Annotated in this window: 8 protein-coding genes; all 8 read left to right on the forward strand. The window is 42.6% G+C overall.

Going from position 1 to position 22,806, the window contains the following annotated elements; genetic code table 11:
* The first annotated feature begins 55 nt into the window (after nt 1-55).
* On the forward strand, nt 56-463 hold the full coding sequence (locus BT142_RS16565; RefSeq protein WP_072419292.1) for a hypothetical protein: 408 nt from the start codon (nt 56-58) through the stop codon (nt 461-463).
* Between the two features lie 62 nt (nt 464-525).
* Nucleotides 526-942: a hypothetical protein gene (locus tag BT142_RS16570; RefSeq protein WP_072419293.1), complete on the forward strand. Its 417-nt coding sequence runs from the start codon at nt 526-528 to the stop codon at nt 940-942.
* Nucleotides 929-1,294 (forward strand): hypothetical protein, encoded by a 366-nt coding sequence (locus tag BT142_RS16575; RefSeq protein ID WP_072419294.1) that lies wholly within the window; start codon nt 929-931, stop codon nt 1,292-1,294. The genes BT142_RS16570 and BT142_RS16575 overlap by 14 nt, the downstream gene beginning before the upstream one ends.
* A gap of 119 nt (nt 1,295-1,413) precedes the next feature.
* Nucleotides 1,414-2,757, forward strand: coding sequence for a CAP domain-containing protein (locus BT142_RS16580; RefSeq protein WP_072419295.1), 1,344 nt, complete (start codon nt 1,414-1,416; stop codon nt 2,755-2,757).
* A gap of 123 nt (nt 2,758-2,880) precedes the next feature.
* A complete protein-coding gene (locus BT142_RS16585; RefSeq protein ID WP_139275814.1) occupies nt 2,881-9,600 on the forward strand; it encodes a SpaA isopeptide-forming pilin-related protein in 6,720 nt (2,239 codons plus the stop codon).
* A 410-nt stretch (nt 9,601-10,010) separates the two neighbouring features.
* A complete protein-coding gene (locus tag BT142_RS16595; RefSeq protein WP_072419298.1) occupies nt 10,011-10,481 on the forward strand; it encodes a hypothetical protein in 471 nt (156 codons plus the stop codon).
* A gap of 17 nt (nt 10,482-10,498) precedes the next feature.
* Nucleotides 10,499-11,317 (forward strand): hypothetical protein, encoded by an 819-nt coding sequence (locus BT142_RS16600; RefSeq protein ID WP_072419299.1) that lies wholly within the window; start codon nt 10,499-10,501, stop codon nt 11,315-11,317.
* A 95-nt stretch (nt 11,318-11,412) separates the two neighbouring features.
* Nucleotides 11,413-22,779, forward strand: coding sequence for a YodL domain-containing protein (locus tag BT142_RS16605; RefSeq protein ID WP_072419300.1), 11,367 nt, complete (start codon nt 11,413-11,415; stop codon nt 22,777-22,779).
* Nucleotides 22,780-22,806: the final 27 nt, after the last annotated feature.

The raw sequence follows: 22,806 nt of genomic DNA on the forward strand, positions 1-22,806 counted from the left end.
CGACAGTCTCGATGATTTCATCGACTTTTGATATTACATAGTAGGAGGTTATACTATGAACGATAATGATAACATTGAATTCATGAGTGATGAAGAACTCAGAGAAATGGAAAAGAATTTCGGCTTCGATATTTGCCTTAACGATGAAGAACGTCAGCTTATGCAAGAGCCTATTCGTTATTGGGGGCAGAAGTGGCAGGAGTGGATAAGAGACTTCTATCCAACTGAGTATGAGATACTCAGAGGGAATGGGCGTTATTGGGTTATCCCCCGCATCATCGACAAGGAAGCGGCTGAAATGCGCAACAATCTTAGTGAATCCTATGATAATGCGTATTATCACACAAGACCCGATGGCAGCGATACGCTTGCTGTGATCCGCTGGGAGACTGAAAAGGGAAACTACATTGACCATCAGATTTCAAGTAATGTGGTTTATGGCAGAACGAGAGTTGATGAGTAAATAAAAAAGATAAGAGAGCGGTTATCCGACCGTTCTCTTATTGTTTAGGAGGTTTTTGAAAAATGCAAAAGAATAAGAAACGTGATACTAATGATTCCTCTATCAAGCTGATACTTTCCGTAGGCGGCGAACAAACGGAGATCTCGGCGCTTGATCTGAGAAAGTTTGAATTGATAAACTACTATATGCAGCAGAACAAGTCAGAGCGTAACGATTTCTTTTCAACCATTACGCAAAGGCTTGCAAAAGAGTTTGAATCGGCAATTGAATCTGAGTACAAGAAACGTGTCCCGCGCTCGGTGCGTGAAATGTATGAAGGTCTGCTGACAAAATCGGCTGTTTTCGGCGGTGAGGAAGAATCTGAACCGAACAAAGCTGCTGCCGAGCCGACAGTAAATGCTGAAAAGGCTGAATCCATAAGTGGTGAAAGGGTCGAATCCATCAGTACAGAAAAGGCTAAACCGAATGATGACACTTGAAAAAAGGCTGCTCAAAAAGGGGTATGAAGAATTTTTCTTTTCTTTTAAAGAAATGAAAATATACAAGCTCTGTGATTTGAACGTTAATACTGCGGTCATTCGTTCTGAGGACAGAACAGACGAATATTATGTTATAGTCAAACCGCAGCTTGACAAGGATTCAATTAAGTGGGATCTCAAATTTGGAGTATATAAGGAAAAAGAAGCAAGGGAATATGCAAGAGAGCTTGATAATAAACTCGCAAGCAGTATAGAGATCGTGACCGAGAAACCGCAAACGAAACAAATTACTGAACCTTCTGATGTAAAGAATACGGATAATATAATAAAGCCGAAACGTGGAAGAAAATAAAAGCAACTATAAAAGTAATTTGATAATAGTCAAACATTTACAGTTTATTAACTAATTGTTTCTGAAAATGTGTTATACTTTATATAAGGAAAAACTTTCTTACATAAGGAGGTCAGTGTATGACAACAAAGAAAGCACTAACGGCGGCAATATCGTGTGCATCCGCTGCCATTCTCGTTTTCGGCGGTTTGATCGCTGTGCGAAAGATGAAATCTGATAAAATAAAAACTGATGATTCGGATTCATCTGAAAGTGTGACTGTCACAGAGGATTTTTCCGATGAAGATGAAACCGTTGAAACTACTGTTGCTCCGGTAACTGAAAAATCTGAAACTTCGGTTGAAACAACTGCACCTGTTTCAACAACAATTTCAAGTACAACAAAGGCTGCTTCGACCACCAAAAAGACCACTACTACCAAAAAGGGAAATACGACCGGAACTACAACAAAAACAGTTGGTGGACATACAACTGTTGTTACCAACAGCGGCGGTACTAATGGCGGCGGGGGCGGCAATACTACTCAGGCTACTACTAAGTCAACCACCAAAAACACAACTACAACTGCAAAGCCGAACACAACAACTACTACAACTACGGCAAACAATCAGCAGACTGAAACGCAAGAGATCACTCCGCCGGATATAAGTTATGTTACTTCAACAAGTGTTAATGGTACAAGTTGTACATTGACATGGAAACAGGTTGAATGTGATGGATATGAAATTTGGTATGCTGGTGCTGATACTCTTTTTGTTGAGAACTGGCCCATTAATTACTATAAACTTGGTATTGATATTCCAAACGGGAATATAACAACTGCAACGGTAAGCAATCTTGTTTCTGAATCAAACTACTGTTTCCAGATTCAACCTTACAAATATAACAATGATGGAAGTAAACTTTATGGATTTTATAGTGTTGAAAATAATACATGGCATGAAGAAATTGAAACAGAAGGCAATGCCGATGAGGAATACTCAAATGCACCGACTTGGGAAACAACAACTAATGGTGTGACTGTAAGAATAGATTACGAAAAAACAAAAGAGTTTATAGATGCTGTTAATCAAGAACGAGTGTCTGCGGGTGTTCAACCTCTTGCAATCAGCGCAAGATTTATGAATACAGCGGCATTAAGAGCAGCCGAGTTTTCTGTTCTTGCAAGTTTTCATCACGTTAGACCAAATGGACTTATTTGTTCGTCAGTAGGCGCAAATAATGAAAACATAGGCGGTGGGTATTCTCCATTTACTGATACTCCGCATAGAAATCTGATGCTTGGTTCACAATTCAGTTCAACAGGAGCGGCTGTTGTAGAACTGAACGATAAGTATGGTACGTCTTACTTTGTTGTTCAGCATTACGGCGGTGATGCGGATATTACTGAATCATATCAGTATCCGGCAACCGGAGACTATACTTTTCAAATAGAATCTAAAGTATATCACTGGAGCTATTAAATCTCTGCCACATGGCAGAAAAAGAGAAAAAATAATCAAAAAAGTCGAGCATATAAAAAGTGCTCGGCTTTTTTGTTTAAATAAAATTTTAGCCGAAAGGCAGAAAGGTAAGGTGTTGAACGTATGAGTTTTAAATTTTCTAAGCTGGCGAAACGAATATGTTCAAGCGTTATGGCGGGTCTGACAGCCTTTTCAATTATTGGTTCGTCGTTACCTGTTATGACAGTACCGATCACAGCGGCTGCTGCGGAGGATAAGATCGAATTTCCTACAAGTGACGAATTTATCTCCAAAGCCTGTGAGCTGTTAGGTACAAAGTACACACTTGGCGGCAAGGGAGCTTCTGATCCGTGGGGAAACAATAAAATATCCTCGACGGTAGGAACCGGAGGAACACTCTACTCGGCAAGTGATGTTAAGAAGTATGGTGTTGACTGCACAGGTATCATCTATTGGTCTATGAGACAGCTTGGACTGTCCTCGACCGGGTATATCTGGCAGGCTCCCGTTCCGGTTGACACAGAGCATTGGCTGTATGATTCTAAAAGTCAGCGTATCACGTCGGCTTCACAGTTCCATTGGTATTGCACCAAAAATGGAATAACAGTTGAAGAAGTTGAAAAAACGGTTAAGAACGCTGTTTACAACGAGGATTATGCCAATACTACTGCTTACAAGAATGCTACTGACAAGCCTATCCTCAGACCGTATTGGGAAGATGAGAATGGTAAAACACTTGCTCCCGGTTCTATAATCTTTGGCGAGGGGTATTATGCTAATGGTTCAAGTGTCGGTTGGCAGAACAATCATGCGTGGATATATCTCGGCGAGTTTGCAAACCGCGAAATGGTTATTGAAAAGCTTGTCAGCAAGTGGGGCGTAAGTCAGTCCGTTGCCGAGAAATGCACAATAGATACTGGTAACGGCAGCACACATTGGAGACTTGAAGCGACTTCGGCGGTTCGCAACGGTATATCGGGTGTTATGGTCGATAATGCCAACGATGGTAAGGTTGCATCGGCTATGAGCGTCACCGGATATGATGTATTCTATCATGATCTTGAGTTCAAAAAAGTCAATTCCGATAGCGCACTTGTAGCCGGATACAGCAGCACAAGTTCTCTTGCAAATGCAAAATGCACCTACGGTATCTATACTTCTGAATCAAACGCAAAGTCTGATACCAACAGAGTAGCGGTGCTTGAAATTGGCGCTGATGGATCAGGTTCTTTAAGTCTGCCGTATTCTGCAAACGGGTATTATGCTAAAGAACTTACAGCTCCGGCTGGATTCAAGGTTTCTTCTCATGTTTACAAGCTCGATTACAGTAATGTAAATGAGTTTGAGGACGATAATGAAGTCGGCTCGATCACAATCAACAAGAACGTTGAAAGCACAAAGGCTGCAAATGTAACGTTTGTTGTCGAGGGCGGCGGTAAAACCTACACAAAGTCCGCAAAGATCAAAAATAACGGGACGATAGAGTTCAATGATCTTCCGGTTTATAGCTATGCTCGAAATGCGGATAATGCGATCTATGCAAAGTCTCCTATAACATACAAGGTTACAGAGACTATTTCGGTTGCTGACGATGGTGCTAAGTTTATTCTGCCTGCAACATGGAGCGTTTGCCTTGCTGACTATGCTAATGCTGATTTTACTGTTGCACATAAATTCGTAAACAAGGAAACAAGCGGCAATCTTAACGTAACTAAGAATTTCCTCGATCAGAGCGGACACACGGTAGATATTTCGACTGTTGATGCAAGCGAGATCAACTTCGTGATCTATAACGAAGATAAGTCAAAGATCGTTAAGGCAAGCAAGGGAACAGACGGAAAATTCATTTATCTTGATATGGTAAATGGTACACCGAGCGTTTCAAATTCAACTCGATTTGTTGTATCAGCAAATGGAAAGCTGTCTATTGCAAATCTGCCTGCTGGCACATACATTCTGCATGAAATCTCCGGCATCGAGAACAATTACACTCCTGCGGAGGACATTCAGTTCACGATTATTGCTGGCAAGACCGCTTCAATTCCAGTATCCAACTGGGAAGTTTCTTCTAACGCGACCGTTGAGAAGCGCGTTATCGACATTGACGGCGAATTACTTTACGATGAAGATCAGCTTTCAAGTGTTTACCGCCGCATCTCTTTCAAGGCGCACATTGTAGGAGGAAAATACATTATTGCTGAAAAGCTGTCCGATGGAGTATATTCCTATGTAGGACTTGCGGACAGCGCTGCAAAGGGAACGAATTTCCTTCTTGACTATAATAAGGAAAGCGACCTTTTCGGAAAGGCAATACTGAATAATATTCCAAATACTGATGATATTGTCTTTGAAGAAAATGATCTTCCCGGTGATATGTGCAATTCTGAGAGAACAAGTGCAACTTCTCACTATTCTGATGGAGTTCGTACAACTGCGGTTATCACAAACTCTTATAAGTACATTGAAGCATCCTTTACTAAGAAAGATGCGGACAGCGGTAATGACATTACCGGAGGTCTTTTCGGTTTATATGCAAACGAGGACATTGTTGTTGACGGTGTGACTAAGTTTGTCAAGGACGAAGAGATCGAAGTTATTCCGGCTAATGGCGGAGTAAACGCATTCGCTGCAAAGCTGCCCGCCGGAAAGCGACTTGATATTACGGTGGCAGAAGGAATTACGGCTTATAGGTATGTTCCTTATCAGTATTATATCAAGGAAATAACTGCTCCTGACGGCTATGTGCCGGATGATACTAAGCACATTTTCAGTTGTTCTAAGAACATTGAAATGACATTCACTCAGATCGGCACTCCGTTCAGCACAGAAAATGTTGATCTTACTAATGAACTGATACTTGGTCAGGTCAACATAATCAAGACTGATGCTGACACAAATGAACCTATCAAGGGCGCAAAATTTGATCTGTTCCGCTTCGGCGAAACAACAGCATTTACTCAGCTTGTTACCGACGAAAACGGCAGAGCAACTGTAAAGGATCTGCCGCTTGGAAAGTATTCTATTGCTGAAACTGACCCGGCTGCTCCTTACTATCTGCCGAAGAATGCCGTAAGGACATTTGAACTTACAACAGATATGCTTGTGGCTGGCACAAGATATGCTGTTGCCGATTATCACTGCAAGAATAATAAGCAGAAAGTCAAGCTGACAGTATATAAGAAATGTGCTGAAACCAATAAGTATCTTGAAGGTGCTGTATTTGAGATTCTTGACGGAAACAAGATCATTGATACTATCACAACAGATGCAAATGGTATTGCTGTAAATAATACCACACTTTACGCAGACAAGGAATACACGCTGTCCGAAAAGACACCTCCTACCGGCTACTACGACACCGGTTACAGCGAGAAGTTCAAAGCAGATTATACCGATAAGACTATCGAGTACACCGAAATTGTCAAGAGCGTTGAGAACACACCTACTAATATCATTGTCAGCAAGAAAACGCTTACCGGCGAGGACGAGCTGCCCGGAGCAACACTTGTTGTTCTTGATATGAATGAGAATATAATCGACAAGTGGGAATCGACTTCCGAGGAACACAAGATCATCGGAAAACTTGTTCCCGGTGAGAGTTATATTCTCCGTGAAACTCAGTCTCCTAACGGCTATACCGTAGCTGAGGATGTTGAGTTCACTGTAAACCTTGACGGTACTGTACAGCACGTTGAAATGCGTGATGCTCAGACCGAGGTTCGTATCACAAAGTATGATTCTGAAACAAATGAACCGCTCAAGGGTGCTGTATTACAGATTCTTGACGGAACAAAGGTCGTTGACGAATGGACTTCAACGAATAAGGCACACGTCATAGCGGCAAAGCTCATTGCCGGAAAGGAGTATGTACTGCATGAGGTATCTGCTCCAAAGGGCTACTGCATAGCACCCGATCAGATGTTCACTGTATCGACTGACGGCACTATCGACAAGATAAGCATGAAGGATAAGCCGACAGATGTATTTTTTGAAAAGAAAGACGATGAAGGCAACAATATCCCTGGTGCTACCTTACAGGTTATCGGACCTGACGGTGAGGTAATCAAGGAGTGGGTAACTGATGAGTATGCGTATGAGATCAAAGCTGAACTTGAATCAGGCTTGACTTATACTTTGCATGAGAAAACCGCTCCGAAGGGCTACTACCTTGCGGCAGATGTTACGTTTACTGTTTCGACAGACGGAACCAAAGATCATGTAGTAATGATCGAAAAGCCGACTGTTGTGATTTTCTCGAAGAAGTCGCTTACCGGCGATGATGAGCTGCCCGGTGCGGAAATGTGGGTTACTGATGAAAACGGTACTATCTATGATAAGTGGATAAGCACCAACGAGCCGCACATTGTCAAGGCTATGCTCGAAGTTGGTAAAACTTATTATCTGCATGAGGAAGTTGCTCCGAAGGGTTACTGTCTTGCAGACGATATTAAATTCAAGGTTTCGACCGATGGCAGCGCAACATTGATTACAATGAACGACAAGCCTACTCACGTTGAGATTCTAAAGACCGATGATGAAGGAAATCCGGTTATCGGTGCTGCGCTTGAACTTTACAATATGAATGGCGAGCTTATCGACGGATGGATAACAACTGAATATGCTTACGTCATTGAAGCTGAACTTGAAGCCGGTATCCAGTACAGACTTCATGAAGCTGATGTGCCGAAGGGTTACACCCTTGCGGCAGACATTTATTTTACCGTTTCTACTGACGGCAGCATTGATGAAATCATCATGCTTGAAAAGCCGACTATCGTATCGTTCAGCAAGAAGTCGCTTACCGGCGAGGACGAGCTGCCCGGTGCTGAAATGTGGGTCACTGATGAGACTGGCGCGATCTACGATAAGTGGATAAGCACAACTAAGCCGCATATCGTCAAGGCTATGCTCGAAGCCGGCAAGGAGTACATTCTTCATGAGGAAGTTGCTCCGGTCGGTTACGTTGTAGCAGATGATATTAAGTTTAAGGTTTCCGAAGATGGCAGCGTTGACATAGTTACTATGTATGATACGCCGACAAGCATTGAGATCACCAAGTATGATGCTGATACTGGCAAGGCACTTGCCGGTGCTGTATTACAGATCATTGATCCTGATGATATGAGCGTTATCGAGGAATGGACTTCTACGGAAGAAGCACACACGATCGTCGCAGTTCTTATGGCTGGCAAGGAATACATTCTCCATGAAGTATCTGCTCCCGAAAATTATGAACTTGCTGATGATGTTACATTCATCGTTTCAACTGACGGCTCTATCGACACAATTTCAATGTCAGACGTTCAGAAGAAGGGCAACGTTGAAATCCACAAGACAACTGAGGGTATGCTCAATCTCGGCGGCATCAAGTTTACTCTGAGCGGCACTTCTGACTTTGGTACAGAGGTAAGCATCGAGAGCGTAACTAATGACGATGGTATTGCTTACTTTGACCATATCCCGGTAGGCACTTACGTTATTACTGAGGACGGCGAGACTGCTCCTTACGCATACCTTGTTGCGGATGCAGTTGAAGTGAACGTTATGTATGCCGAGACAAGCATCGTTGAGATCTACAACGATGAAAAGAAGGGCAGCATCGAGGTTCACAAAACAACTGAGGGTATGACCGATCTCGGCGGCATCAGATTCGTTCTTGAAGGAACTTCTGACAGCGGTCGTGAAATCATGATCGATGCTGTTACCGATGATAACGGTATCGCACTCTTTGAAAACATTCCTATCGGCACTTATGTAATCACTGAGGACGGAGATACCGTACCGACTGCATACATGGTAGCCGAGCCGGAGAGCGTTGAGGTTTTCTATGCTGAAACTACTACTAAAGAAATCTTCAATGATCTGAAAACCGGCAGCATCGAGATAGTCAAGAAAACAGAAGGACAGTTCAACATTGAGGGTATTGAGTTTATCCTTGAAGGCACTTCCGATAACGGAAAAGAAGTCTCTGTAAGCGGAAAGACTGACGAGAACGGTAAGGTAACATTTATCAATGTTCCTGTCGGCACTTACACCATAACTGAGAACGGTGAGACTGTTCCGACAGCTTACCTTGTAGCAGAGCCGGAAACCGTCGAAGTATTCTATGCTGAGACTACCATCAAGGAGATTTTCAATGGTGAGAAAACCGGAACGTTCTCGGTTCAGAAAAAGACTGAGGGCATGACCAATCTTTCAGGCATTGATTTTGTTCTTGAAGGTACTTCTGACAGCGGCAGAGAAATCTCAATTACAGCTACAACTGACGAAAAGGGACTTGCTGAGTTTGGTGAGATTCCTGTCGGCACTTACACAATAACAGAGGTTGGTTCTACTGTTCCCGCCGGTTATCTTGTAGCTGCTCCTGAAACAGTTGAGATCTTCTACGCTGAAACAACGGTCAAGGAGATCAAGAACGAGGAAACAAAGATCGAGATCTCCAAGCAGGATGCAACTACGGGCAAGGAACTTCCCGGCGCTCATCTGAAGCTGGTCGATAAGGACGGAAACACTATTGACGAATGGGTATCTACGACCGAGGTACATAAGATCTACGGTAAGCTGAAAGCCGGAGAAACATATACACTTGTTGAGACAATGGCTCCTGATGGATACCTTATCGCAACAGCTGTAACATTCACGGTCAACAGCGATGGCACGGTACAGAAGGTCGTAATGAAGGACGAGCATAAGCCTACTGATTCTTCTAAGCCCGATACGCCTACAACTAATACTGGAACGCCGAATACTGATACTCCTAACCCCTCAACGGGTACAGCAGCCGGCACAGTTGTGATCTTAGCATCTGCCTGTGCGCTTGTTTTCTTTAAAAGAAAAAAATAAGCATCAAAATAACAGATAGCTAATCACCCTTTTGGGCATCTGCTCTTTAACGAAAGTTAAAAGAGCAGGTGCCTTTTTATGAGCGGCAGAGCCTTATATAAGTTCTGCCGTTGATAAAAGGTTGTTTTTTATGCCACATGGCAGAAAAGTCATTGAAAGGAGGTGGTCTTATGGCATTGATTCTAAAGCAGAAGGACAGCTCGCCGTGTTTGTATTTTACAGGACATAAATGCCGGCTGTCATCTGGAGTTGTTCCCGAAACAGTTGATTGTATTGAAGATGCAAGGAAGTATAATTCATACGCATCTGCCAAAAGCGTATGCCGAAGGCTTATGCAACTGTATGGAATTGAATTTATTGTGCAGTCAGTTCCGATCAATGATACTGCATAGAAAAAAGGAGTAATTATTTTGCGAGTTGTAAATGCCGGATTATTTTCGTACTATGTAGGGTGGGAAAACTCTTTTTCAAGCGTGGTAACTCATCTGCCGATCAAACTCATGGATGATCTTGGTTTAAAAGCCGGTGATGTGTTATATGGTTATCACGAGAGGAGCTATTACTTTTTAGTGCCAACTAAACCTGATAGAGATGAAGTTAAAAAAATGACTTTAACTTCAACCGGAAAAATCCGTTATTACCCGAAAAACAACAACGAATATCTTGAGATCGCAGATAAAAAGCCGGCAGCTGCATTTTATAGACTGTTCGACGGTAAAAAGCTGGTAGGTGTAGCAGTTAAGCTGATGTACCTTAAAACAGTTTGTTCATTCTGTTATTCAGAAGTCGGCTTGTGTTCATTCGGTGGTAAGTATATCTGCGCAGATTGTCTCAATGGTATGCTAAATGAATTTGGAAAGCTCAAAGGAAACGACAAGTAATTAAAGGAGTAATCATTATGAAATTTGAAGTAACAGTAACTACTGGCGGAGTAGATCAGTACAACGCAAAGGTTGACGAAAATCTGCGCGAAGGTCAGACAAGAAAAAGCAAATTGCTTGCTAACGCAAGTATTCTGCTGAAAGATTCTGATATTGCTGTCAGCAACATTAGGCTCTATGAAGTTTATAAGACTGATGAGCAGACCGGAGAAGTTCAGACAAAGCTGTATGTGTCTATGCCGCACATTATGGGTACAGACAAAGAAACCGGCAGGCGTGAATCAAAAGATGTGTTTTTTGCTTATAAACAGGAAACACAGGAAGCTCTGAACAAAGCGATATGTACCGAGTATCAGCACATGACAAAATCCGAAAGGCATTTCAGCAGAGGGTCGTATGATCCCCCGGCACTTAAAAGCGTGGATTCCAACATAAATGAAATGACTGTTACACCGAGAAAGACCCCTCCGACCTCAGAAAATGACAAGTCTGTCGGCATGGCATATATTACGCTCGGCGGCAGCGAGGGTGCGCCGGAATTTGGAATCCGCAGTATTTCGCTTGTAAAGCCTTCAAAGCCAAACAGCGAGAAGCCGATCATTATTTCTTCTCCTTCGGAAAAGGTATTCAAGTATAATAAAGAGGATGGCTCTTACCATGAGGACTATCAGAGTGCGATAATGATCGTAAATAGTGGTTCGTATGCAAAGCTCAGTCAGCAGCTTGCGGCGCAGCTTAATGCAAAAATGGGCATTGCGCTTAATAATGAACAGCAGAACACACAGGCACAGCAGCAGACAGTATCAAGACCGCATATGCGTTCAAAGCCGAGGTAAACTAAGAAATTTTAAACGATAGGATAATTCAAATCAGCCGCATGACAGCTAAAAACTGTCATGCGGTTTGTATTACATAAGAAAGAAGGATTTATATGTCACAGCTTGTTTCCTATAAACAAAGATATGATGAAGCACTTAATCATATTGCTGACAAGTCATCGTTTAAGGATTTCTTAGATTTTACAATAAAACTTAATGAAATGAGTTTTAACGATGCACTTATGCTTTTTTATTATGACCCGTCAATAGAAATGGCTGCCGCTCCCGATGAGTGGAAAGTGCTCGGTCGCAGAGTTAAGCGCGATGCAAACGGAATTCCGGTTATCAGAGAGGACGGAAAGGGAGTATTTCTGTTTTCTGATAAAGATACAGTGGGCGCTCCGCTCCCCGAAAGACCAATACTTGATGTTAATGATCTCTATAACATAAACAGAATGTTAAGAGTAAGATATGAAACGAAATTCGTATCTATTGAGGAAGCATTAAATCAGCTTGCTTCTGATTATTTTGATAAGCACAGTGACAAACTCAATGAACTGTGCAGCAATTATGATGAAGAAACCAAAGACAGCATAGCCTACACTTATAAAAGCTGCCTGCGTTATGCTGCTTCGGTTCGTTGTGAATACGGAAAAAACGATAGTTCGTTTGCAATGGCAAAAGAACTTTACATTGATAATAGAATATTCTCCGATACGGTGTTTTTCAAAAACTTCTGTGCTCTGCTGCAAGACGGCACACATGAAATGCTCAATGATTTTGAAAAGACGGTGACGGACTACTTAAATAAAAAGAATAATAATGAAAATAAGTGCAAATATCAGATCTATCAGCTTAAAAGCGGTGACGAATATCGCGGTATTCGCTTTATGAGTATGGAAACCATCAAACGCGATGGAATACAGCTCAGTCAGAATGATTATAGACTTGTCTATGAGGGAGAGATTAGAGAGTTCGAGGGTAATGCTACGCTTGAAGCACTTTATAAAAAGTTCAATACTGATCGTCCCGACGATTTCAAAGGGCATAGTCTTTCTATATCTGATGTTATCGCTGTTTCTGTTGATGGGAAAGATACCGCATACTACTGTGACAGCTTCGGCTTCAAGGAAATGCCGGAGTTTTTCCGTGAAAAGGAACTTGTGCAAGATGAATCAGAAACAGCAAAGGTTGCTGAACCTGATAGCAAGATGCTTTTAGCACAGGTGTTCCCGGATATGTTCGGCGGTGAACTGGTAAATGCTTATGAGATATATGATGATGTCAACGGAAAGCGTACAGAACTTCGTTTTCTGACACATGGCAGAGATTTTACGGCTGCGGAGATTCTGACTGACGATCATGAGCCTATCCGTTTTGCTCTTGATAGTTTGGAAGAAATGAGCGATGAAGATGCAAAATATCTGAACGAGCTGCTTCGCAGCTTCGATCACAGCAAGAATACGCTTGTTGACAGCATGACCGTAACAGAATACAGAAAAATGCTTGATTCTGCAACTCTGTCACTTGATGCTTTCGATTTGCATATCAATCTTTCATCAATAGATGAGATTGTAATGTTTGCAAGCGAGAACAAGGTTGTAGGCAGAGTATTTCTTAATGAGTACGGCTTCATTCAGTTTGATGACAACAGAGTTGATAATAAAATCAATTATTATGACCCTATGGAAACTGTGGAATGTGCGGCGCTTGAAAAGGATGTTACCGAATTTCTTAATTCGACAAGCGGTGTTAGCTTGAAAACTGTAAACGGAAACGAAATTACCGCTATTCCCCTTGTTAATTCTACGGCAATAAGAACAGCATTAAAGCATTTGGCAGACTATGTTTACAGAGAGTATAATGAAGAATTAGACTTTAAATATACACTTAATCATCTTGAACATATAGATCTTGCTTATACCATAATTGACGATGACAACGATGCTGAACACGAACTGACCGTTTATGCCGATCTGACTAACTTTACGCTTGTAACCGAGATAGACGGCAGACATTTCAAAACCGACCAATACGACAGCATCGACCAGATGAATCGAAACGTATTTGACGGCTTGCATTTTGATGACCTTATTGCATTCAATACCGAGGAATATGAGAGGATAACCAAAGAGTACGGTGAAAACGAGCCGGCTGCTGTTCCGGTGCCTGAAGTGGCTGAACTGAACGCCGAATCTGCGGAGGTATCTTCTGCTGAGGTGCCGGTGATAACTGACGAGAATATTATCTACGAGATTCTAAAGCACGATCAGTTTTTCAATAATACTGCTGCCGATATTCACGAATTCTTTTCGGCGGAACACAGCACAGAAGAACGCATTACCTTTTTAAAAGAAACCATTAACGATGATTTTTCACAGATATTCTTAGGTGACGGTGATAATGTCTATGGTTACAAAACCTACGATTGGGGCATAGTTCTGTGGGAGGGAAACTATCTCACAAGAACAAAAGAAGTTGATCTGCCGTGGGGCGAGGTCGCTGAGATTTACAGTTTCATGGTTGAAAACGGCATAATTTCATCTGATTCAGAAGAAATTGATTCCGATATAGAAGATGTTTATTTCTCAGCCGATGACGATGTGGACGAAATGGAAGATAACGGCGAACAGCAATCATTCTTTGTAGATCTGCCCGCTGAAAAGCCAAAATCTAAAAAAGGCGGTCGTAAATCCAAAAAAGAAGAAACAGTTCAAAGAAATCTGAAAGCAACAGCCGAGATAAGCGATGAAATGATCGACTTCGTTCTTAAATGCGGAAGTACCGAGAGAGAATCGCTCGAACGTATAACCGCTTACTATCAGAAGAATAAAAACGAATATGATAATGTAGAATTTCTCAAAGCTGAGTATTGCGGTACTATGAGAAAATATGTATCATATCTTCCGACAAAAGAGATAGTATCCTTAAATCAGATAGGAAGGCTCAAAGTTACAAGCCGCGACAGCAGAGGTTACTTCTTTCCGCTATCCGATGGAGCATATGTACAGCTTACCGCAAGATTTGATGAAAACGGTATAACCATAGGTGAAGGAACACGCTCCGAAGCTATCGTTTCAAGACACATATCGTGGGAAGAAGCTGCCGGACGCATTGAAGCGATGTTCATGAACGGAACTTTCTGCGCTAAAGAGATAATCGACAGAGCTGAGGATAATGAACTGACTGATATTTCAGCTTCGTTGTGGTATCTGAATCAGGATACTGATAGTGAGGTGTATCAGTATTTTATTCCCGAAGAAATGTTCAAAGGCGGCTTTCCCGACAGCACAGAGCGCATAAAAAATGCTCTTTACAATAAGGATACATTACAGGAATACATAGACGGGCTTGAACAGTTTATTGCCGACTATGCGCAGAACCGCGACATTCTGCGTTGGCATTTTCACGAGCCACAAGTGCTGCTGAACAGGCTCAAGGATATTCAGATCGAGCGCAGACAGTTTGATTCAAGCCTTGATAATCAGCCAACCTATGAGCATTTTGTATCCGAAGATGAAATAGATGATATTATTTTAGATTCTCATTTTGGCAAGAAGTTTTCCTTTGCAGCGTATCTTCCAGAAGAGCATACAGACAAAGAAAAAGCCGATTATGTTAAGAATTACTACGGATGGGGCGGCGGTTCTACTCGCGGCGGCTGGGTTAGTTATGAAAGCAAAGGGTTTTCATTGACTCGCGGCGACTATTCTCATTCAAAGCCCGAATGCACTAAAACAATTTCTTGGAAAGAGTATGTCAGCCGTGTCGAGAAATTCATAGCAGATGATGTTTATATTCGTCGTGACGATCATCTCGAAAGAATACGCGATTGTCTGTGGGATATTAAAGACTATATTGAAGAACAGAATCAGTATAGAAACGGTACGATCAATTATTATGACAAGGAGTATGAAAACAGGCGATATAAGAAGAATATTGACATACTTAATGATTATGGAATAAGGACAGACGTTGTTTTACAGCGTATGACCGGAAAGCTGATAAGTGCGTCAGCATCAGACCTTCGTGCAGGTGATGTTATCCGCTATGACGATCATATTATGGAGGTTGAAGAAGTCAGTGAGAGCGGTATCACGATGAGATACTGTGATGCTGATACCTTTGGCGGTATTCTTCAGAGCAGCCGTCTGAGTCTTATACACGATGAATGGGTCGATGAAATGAATGAGAAAGGCATAGCTTTTATTTCTCGCGATCAGCGTGATGAAGCGCTTGCTGATGAAGATGCTGAAACGCTCTTGCCTGAGAAGATCGACCTTACAGAAACCGAAAACAATCAGCCGGGAGAAACCGAAGCTGTCAAGATCACTAACACTTTGGTTCACAGGAACTATAAGGCGCTGTGCAAGTTATATCCTGACGTTATGAGCGGCGCTCATATTTCCGAGATTTATTCTGCTGAGGGCTTTGATGATTTAGTTATCGACAGGTACGGTACTCAGCTTATTATGTCGCATAACTATGTTCAGAACAGCGATATAATGTATGACCCTCGAATCGACTTCAAGATCGACGATGAAAAGCAGACAGTTACGGCAGTCAGCTATGAACAATCAGCACTCGGCATTTATGATGAGTACACGGAAGGCTCGGTCGGTCAGAAGGACTGCAACAATTTTGTGCAGCAGTGGCTCAAAAATCTTGGAAATCAGCCGTACAGACTTAGCCGTGTATATCTGAACTATAATGATTGTGACCTTGCAATCGACTATGATGAAAATGGAATTATCGTAAAAATTGACGGTGATGATGAAGCAAGAGCAGCTTATATCAAGGAAAACAATATTTCTTTTAAAGAAGAAAAAAAGATTCATCAGGTAATAACCAATGCCGGTTCTGACGGCGGTATTGACGATAAGATGGAATACTCGTCTGTCGAAGAAGCTGTCAAGGCAGGCGATGATTATTTAGCTGATGGCTATCTCGGTTATGCGGTTTACAATCAGGAAACAAAGCTGATCGAGAAGATCGAAGGTGATTTTCCGGCTGAAAGAGCTTTCAGCGATGAGGTCCTCAAAATAAATGGTATCACTGAAAGATACTATGGAAACATAATGCTCTATAAAGTGGGTGATTTTTATGAGATTTACGGAGAAGAAGCAAGGATAGCATCTGAAAAACTTGGCTTGTATCTGACACGAAAGCAAGGCAAGGAAATGTGCGGTTTTCCTGACCATGCTAAGAACGATTATATTGACAAACTCCGTGAAGCGGGCTATGTTGTACTTGTAACCGATAAAGATAACGACAGGACTGACGGATTCAAACTTAGTGTCGGTGATGTCATCTATCTGCCGCCGCAGAAGATGCTTGACAGCAGATTTAAGCCGGTAATGACTGATGAAGTCTATGCTGAGATCGTCGAAGCTAACGAAGAAAACGTCAGGATGAGAACCTATAAGGATGCTGAACTTACCGAACATAATGGTCAGCAGACTATATTCTCCGATGCGGCTTGGAGTGACAGGAGCAGAACATGGCAAGACAAACTCGATAATATCGGATATAGATACGTCGGTGATGCTGAACTTATACGCGCTCAGAGAGAACAGCGTGACAGTTCCGCACTCAAAGAAGTCGTATTTGTATGCAGCGCAAACGAGACTTCTCTTGCCGAGATAAAGGATACAGTTCTTTCATATGGTACGACTGTAACAGACGGAAACAAGCTGACACTGTTTACTTCCGAAAACTACATTGAGGAAGTAAAGAAGATTATCGACCTGTACGGCGGCGGTATTCTTTTCGATAACGAAAACAATCAGATCTATCCCGAAATCGAAGAAAAAACAATTACAGCTGATAAGGTGGCAGTCGGTGACAGATTCCGTCATCGCGTGACCGGAGAGATCTCCGAGGTCGTATCTCTGACAGGTGCGCTCGAATGGTACACAGATCAATGCACAATCACAACGGATAAAGGCAGCTACGCTACTACTGAGAATATCGGATATGATAAGCTGCTGAATAACGACTTTTATGAATACATAGGAAGAATCGAACAAGAGCAAACGATAACAGTTACTGATAATAATAAGGTTACTGAGAATAAAAAGACTGATATTCCAACAGTCAAGAACTTGAATCAGCTCAAAAAGGCTGTAAAGCCGGGTATGGTATTCGAGATAAGTGAACACGGTGTACGTCCTCAATGTGTAGGCGAACTCAGATACATATCATCTGTAAATACGGTCGGTTTTACTTCACAGCGTTTTGGTGCTGACGGAAAGCCCGACGGAAAAGACCGTCATATGGAATGGGGCAAGGCATCTGAATGGACTTTTAACGGAAACGAGTACACTTCTCATCTTGAAGATGGCAGCGTTTTGATGAGTTTTCATTTTGTTGACAGCCCGGAACCGGCAAGGATACAAGAGAACAAAGCTGAGAATGAAGCTGCTGAAGATACTGTGACAGTAAGCTATTCTGATTACAGCGATACTGAGACTACTGAAAATCAGCAGATGTCAATGTTTGACGATCAATCACCGATTGAGGAATCTGTTGAAACGAATAATTCTGCCACATGGCAGAAAACGCAGAGTAAGGCTCAAAATTATGTATTCGACCCGGATAATATCACAGAGCGCGGAGCAAGAAAACGCTTCGCGGCGAATTATGAAGCGGTCACACTGCTGAAAAAGCTCGAAGCTGAGAACAGAAATGCAACAGCCGACGAACAGAAGATACTTGCAAAATACGTCGGTTGGGGAGGATTAAAGGATGCTTTTGATGCAAATAATGCGTCATGGGCAGATGAGTATGCAAAACTGAAAGAACTGCTTACAGACAGCGAGTACAGCGCGGCAAGATCGTCCATGCTTACCGCTTACTATTCGTCCCCCGAAATCATAAATGGTATCTATACGGCGCTTGGCAATCTCGGATTCAAGGGCGGCAACGTTCTTGAACCGTCTATGGGTATAGGCAATTTCTTCGCTCAGTACCCGGCTGACTGGAAAGACAATTCACAGCTTTATGGTATCGAGATCGACGATCTTACCGGACGTATCGCAAAACAGCTTTATCCCGAAGCGGCTATTCAGATCAAGGGATTTGAGAAAACCGCTTATTCGGACAACAGCTTTGATGTAATAATCGGAAATGTGCCGTTTGGTGATTTTGGTGTCAATGACAAGCGGTACAACAAGCTGAATCTTAACATTCACGATTATTTCTTAGCGAAGTCGATAGATCAGGTTCGTCCCGGCGGCGTTATCGCGGTCGTTACTTCGACTTTCACGCTCGATAAGAAAACCGAGAAATTCAGAAATTATCTTGCTGCCCGAAGTGAACTTCTTGGTGCTGTGAGATTGCCTAAAGGCACGTTCGCGGATACTGATACCGCGACCGACATTCTGTTTTTACAGAAGCGTGAGGGTATGACAACAATAATGCCTGAATGGACTAAGGTCGGCTACAATGAAGATGGTTTCCGGCTTAATGAGTATTTTATCAAGCATCCTGACATGATACTTGGTACGATAAAGAAAAACACACGTTATGGAGAGGATAGTGAGAACATTGACATAATTGCCGACCCGACACGCGGAACGCTTGATGAACAAATTCAAGAAGCGGTATCGAAAATCCGCGGCAGAATAACGGAATCGGAACTTGCAAGACTATCAATGCAAAATGGCAGCGATGAAGAAGTCATACCAGCGGATCCGAACATACCTAATCAGACCTATACTATTATAGATAGTGGCGAGGTTTATTTCAGAAACAATGAAATAATGCAAAAATGCAAAGAGAGCGGTAAAAGGCTTGAACGTATCAAGGGTATGTGCAAGATACGCGATATTGGTATGCAACTTATCAGAGCCGAAGCTGACGGCTGTGACGACCGGGAAATGCTGAAACTGCAAAGTCAGCTTAATTCTGAGTATGACAGATTCGTAAAGAAGTACGGATATTTATCGGATAGTGCTAACTCAGTATTTTCATCAGACCGTTATTACAATACGATCTGTTCGTTTGAAGTCAAGGAAAAAGAGGACGATACAGTAAAGTATTCTAAGGCAGCTATTTTCTATCGTAGAACAATTCAACCGGAGGTTGAAGTTCTGAAAGTAGATACTCCGCAGGATGCGCTGATCGTGTCTATCGACAAGTTGTGCCGCGTTGACATTGCGTATATGTCGGAACTGACTTCAATGCCGGCTGAAGAGGTTATTTCTTCTCTTAAAGGAAAAATTTACAGAGATCCCGCTAAGATAAAGGATGATGACCCGCTGTCGGGATATGTTGAAGCGAGCGAATACCTTTCCGGTGACGTTCGTGAAAAACTCAGAACCGCGAAGTTAGTAGCCGCGATTGAGCCGGAATTCAATGATAACGTTTCGGTACTTGAAAGCATTCAACCTCAAATGCTTCAGCCCGGTGAAATAGTTCTTCAGCTTGGACACCCGATAGTTGAAACAGACGATTACAATCAGTTTATTGAAGAATACGCGAATGTAAACGTTGATTATAAGAACACAGTTACAAGAACACCATTAGGCGAGTATAAACTTGTTAATCGTACATTTGGCACAAGTGAAGCTGAAACTGTTATCTACGGCACAAAGCGCATGGACTGCTATGAGATACTTGTACGTCAGCTTAACGGTCGTGATCTGAAAGTAAATGACCGCATTGACCTTCCTGACGGTTCACATAAATATGTGGTCAATGAAGCTGAAACACGAAAAGCACAGGAAAAGGGCAAGCAGATGGAAGCTGCCTTCAAAAAATGGATATGGGATGACCCGGAAAGGAGCGATAAGTATGTAAAGCTGTACAATGATAGATATAACTGTAACGTACTGCGCACCTATAACGGTGAAGGACTTTCGCACCCCGGAATGAATCCCGATATTAAGCTCTATCCGCATCAGCAGAATGCTGTTGCAAGGGCGATGTACGGAAATATGCTGCTTGCACACGATGTCGGTGCCGGAAAGACCTACACAATGGGCTGTATAGCCGCTGACAGAGTATCGAGAGGGCTTGCTTCAAGAGTTCTGTGGCTGTCTCCGAAGTCGATAATAAAGCAGAGCGCAGACGAGGTACAGAAGCTGTATCCGAATCTGAAAATCTATGTGCTTTCTGACAATCTGAGCACAAAGAAAAACAGACAGCGTTCAGTTGCTTCGATACTTTCATCTGATGCCGAGGTGGTTTTCATGACACCTGAAACATTCGGCATGATACCGATGAGTGACGAATATCAAATCGACTACCTTAACCGGAATATAGATCAGTACCGTAAATATCTCGAACAGTTCGATAGCAGATGGAGTACCTCAGAAGAAAAAATCAGCATTAAGGCAATAGAAGCTGCAATAAAGAAACTTGAAGAACAGCTTGAGGAATTGACGGAAAAACACAGAGATAACAGCTATACTTTTGAAGATTTCGGGTTTAACTACCTTATCGTCGATGAGTATCATCTGTATTTCAAAAATATGTATCAGCCGACAAAGATGGGCAATATCCCCGGATTACAGAACAGCCCGTCAAAACGTGCTGAGGATTTCCGAATGAAGATCGGGTATATGCGCGAACAGTACGGTACCGGATTTATGACGCTGGCAACGGCAACACCGGAAACCAATTCGCATCTTGAATGGTACAATATGATGAGCGTTTGTGACCCGGAGGGACTGCAAAAAGCCGGAATAATGACAGCTGATGACTGGATCAAGTCTTACGTTGTTATTGAGAGCAAGTATGCACCGTCACCGAGCGGTTCGGGACTTGTACTCAGAAAGCAAGCTAACTCATTCAATAATGTACCGGAACTTAAAATGCAGATTCACGAATTTGCGGACATTGTTCCGACAGAAAAAACGAATATAATTATTCCGAAGCGTTACAGCGGTAAGGAGATAATCGTAAGCTGTGAACAGAGCGAAGCACAGAAGGCGGCTCTTGAATCATTTATGGAGAGGGCAGAGCGCATACATTCGGGCGGTGTTTCTCCCGATATAGATAATATGCTGCTCATAATGCATGAATCCAACCTTTGCAGCTTAGACCAAAGATACTTAGACCCGGCGCTGCCGAGTGACCCGAACGGAAAGCTCGAAACGTGCGCACGGTTGGTGAAGGAGTGGTACGATAAGAAAAATGACAGCAAGGGAGTACAGATCGTATTCCTGGATCGCGGCGTAAACGAAATAAACGGATTCTCGGCATATAATGCTCTGAGAGATGATCTTGTGGCGCAAGGCATACCGCGTGAAGAAATTTGTATGGCGAACGACCCGAAAAATGACAAGGAGCGTGAAGCCATGTACGATGATCTTCGTAACGGCAGAAAGCGAGTTGTAATTGGTTCGCGTCAGAAGCTGGGTACTGGCGTTAATATTCAGAACAAGGTAGTTGCTATGTATAACATTGATCTTCCCTTTACTCCGGCAAATAAGAAACAGGGCGAGGGCAGAGGTCTGAGACAAGGAAATGAAAACTCAGAGGTAGCCGTGTACACCCTTGTTACCAAAGGATCATTTGATGCGTACATGGCAAATCTGCTCGGAAACAAGGAAACGGGACAGCAGCAGCTTCTCGACCCCGAAATAGCTTGTTCACGCTCGATCTCTGATATTAGTGAAAGTGCTATGACATTCAGGGATATGCAGATTGCCACAACTGACAATCCGTATCTTGCTGAGTTCCTGACACTCAAAGATGAGCTTGTACACCTTGAAGCACTTGAACGCGATCACAATAGGCTGATAATTGAACTTGAACGCAAAATAAAACATGAGTTGCCGCAGCAGATTGAGAATATTGAATCTGTAATTCAAAAGGAGACCGATGATCTGAAACGCTTTGAGGATAGTAAGCCCGAAAAATTCGAGATGATGATTAACGGTGTAAAGATAGACGAACGTGAAAAATGCGCGGCATACATGGAACGAACCAAAGCCGCGGCAGCAACAGCAGACGAAAGCGTTCTCGTTGGCTACTACTCCGGATTTCCTGTCTATATTTCTCCGAGTAAGGTATATAGTGAAACGATGTTCACTTTGCGGTCAGCGTATGAGATAAGCGTACAAGGAAATTTCAAATACAGAACCGATTACGGAACTAAAACCAATGACGATCAGGCGAATATTGGCAATACAACGAGACTTGAAAACATATTCGCTAACAGCTTGCCTAAGCTGCTGAAACAGAACAACGAACGTCTTGAAAAGCTGAATACCGATTTGCGGCTTGCAAAGGAAACCGTAGAGAAACCGTTCGATCATGCGGAGGAGTTAAAGACCAAGCGTGAAAGAATGGAGTTCTTGACTAAGCAGCTTACAAACGATAAAAAAACAAGTAACTTAATGGATGATACTCCGGAGGATGATGTATTCTTTGCTATGGAAGATGCAAGTCCGGCGGATGATCCTGATACGGAAGTTCAGAAAAAGCCGGATACGATGATGAAAACAACTTCCGGCAGAATAAAGAGGTAATAAAAACAGTCAGGTCTGATGCGCGGT

It is taken from the genome of Ruminococcus sp. YE71, assembly GCF_900119155.1.
In the GTDB taxonomy this organism is placed as follows: Bacteria; Bacillota; Clostridia; order Oscillospirales; family Ruminococcaceae; genus YE71.

What these genes read in the sequence shown, in the direction of transcription:
- BT142_RS16570 (WP_072419293.1), top strand. Translation starts at nt 526, where the DNA reads ATGCAAAAGAATAAGAAACGTGATACTAATGATTCCTCTATCAAGCTG.
- BT142_RS16580 (WP_072419295.1), top strand. Translation starts at nt 1,414, where the DNA reads ATGACAACAAAGAAAGCACTAACGGCGGCAATATCGTGTGCATCCGCT.
- BT142_RS16605 (WP_072419300.1), top strand. Translation starts at nt 11,413, where the DNA reads ATGTCACAGCTTGTTTCCTATAAACAAAGATATGATGAAGCACTTAAT.
- BT142_RS16565 (WP_072419292.1), top strand. Translation starts at nt 56, where the DNA reads ATGAACGATAATGATAACATTGAATTCATGAGTGATGAAGAACTCAGA.
- BT142_RS16600 (WP_072419299.1), top strand. Translation starts at nt 10,499, where the DNA reads ATGAAATTTGAAGTAACAGTAACTACTGGCGGAGTAGATCAGTACAAC.
- BT142_RS16575 (WP_072419294.1), top strand. Translation starts at nt 929, where the DNA reads ATGATGACACTTGAAAAAAGGCTGCTCAAAAAGGGGTATGAAGAATTT.
- BT142_RS16585 (WP_139275814.1), top strand. Translation starts at nt 2,881, where the DNA reads ATGAGTTTTAAATTTTCTAAGCTGGCGAAACGAATATGTTCAAGCGTT.